The 238-nt window shown below is 62.2% G+C and carries 1 protein-coding gene; it reads right to left on the reverse strand.

Annotated features, from left to right (window positions below; all coding sequences use genetic code 11):
- A partial coding sequence (locus AAEY93_RS21090) for an ABC transporter permease (protein ID WP_502959581.1) occupies positions 1-238 on the reverse strand: 238 nt, incomplete at both ends.

A 238-nucleotide genomic window follows, 5' to 3' on the forward strand; every position in this document is an offset into this window, starting at 1 on the left:
GTGCCACCGATCACCACGGCGGCGATCACTTGCAGCTCCAGGCCCGACCCTGCGTTCGGGTCCGCCGCTTCCAGGCGCGAAATCTGAAACAGCGCCGCCACACCGGCCAACAGGCCCATCAGGCTGAACACCAGGATCTTGTAAGGCTTGGGATTGATACCTGCCAGGCGCACCGCTTCTTCGTTGGTGCCGATGCCGATCAGGTAACGGCCGAAGACCGTACGGGTCAGTACCAATT

The organism is Shewanella sp. CAL98-MNA-CIBAN-0140 (assembly GCF_040309905.1).
GTDB classification, from domain to species: domain Bacteria; phylum Pseudomonadota; class Gammaproteobacteria; order Enterobacterales; family Shewanellaceae; genus Shewanella; species Shewanella psychromarinicola.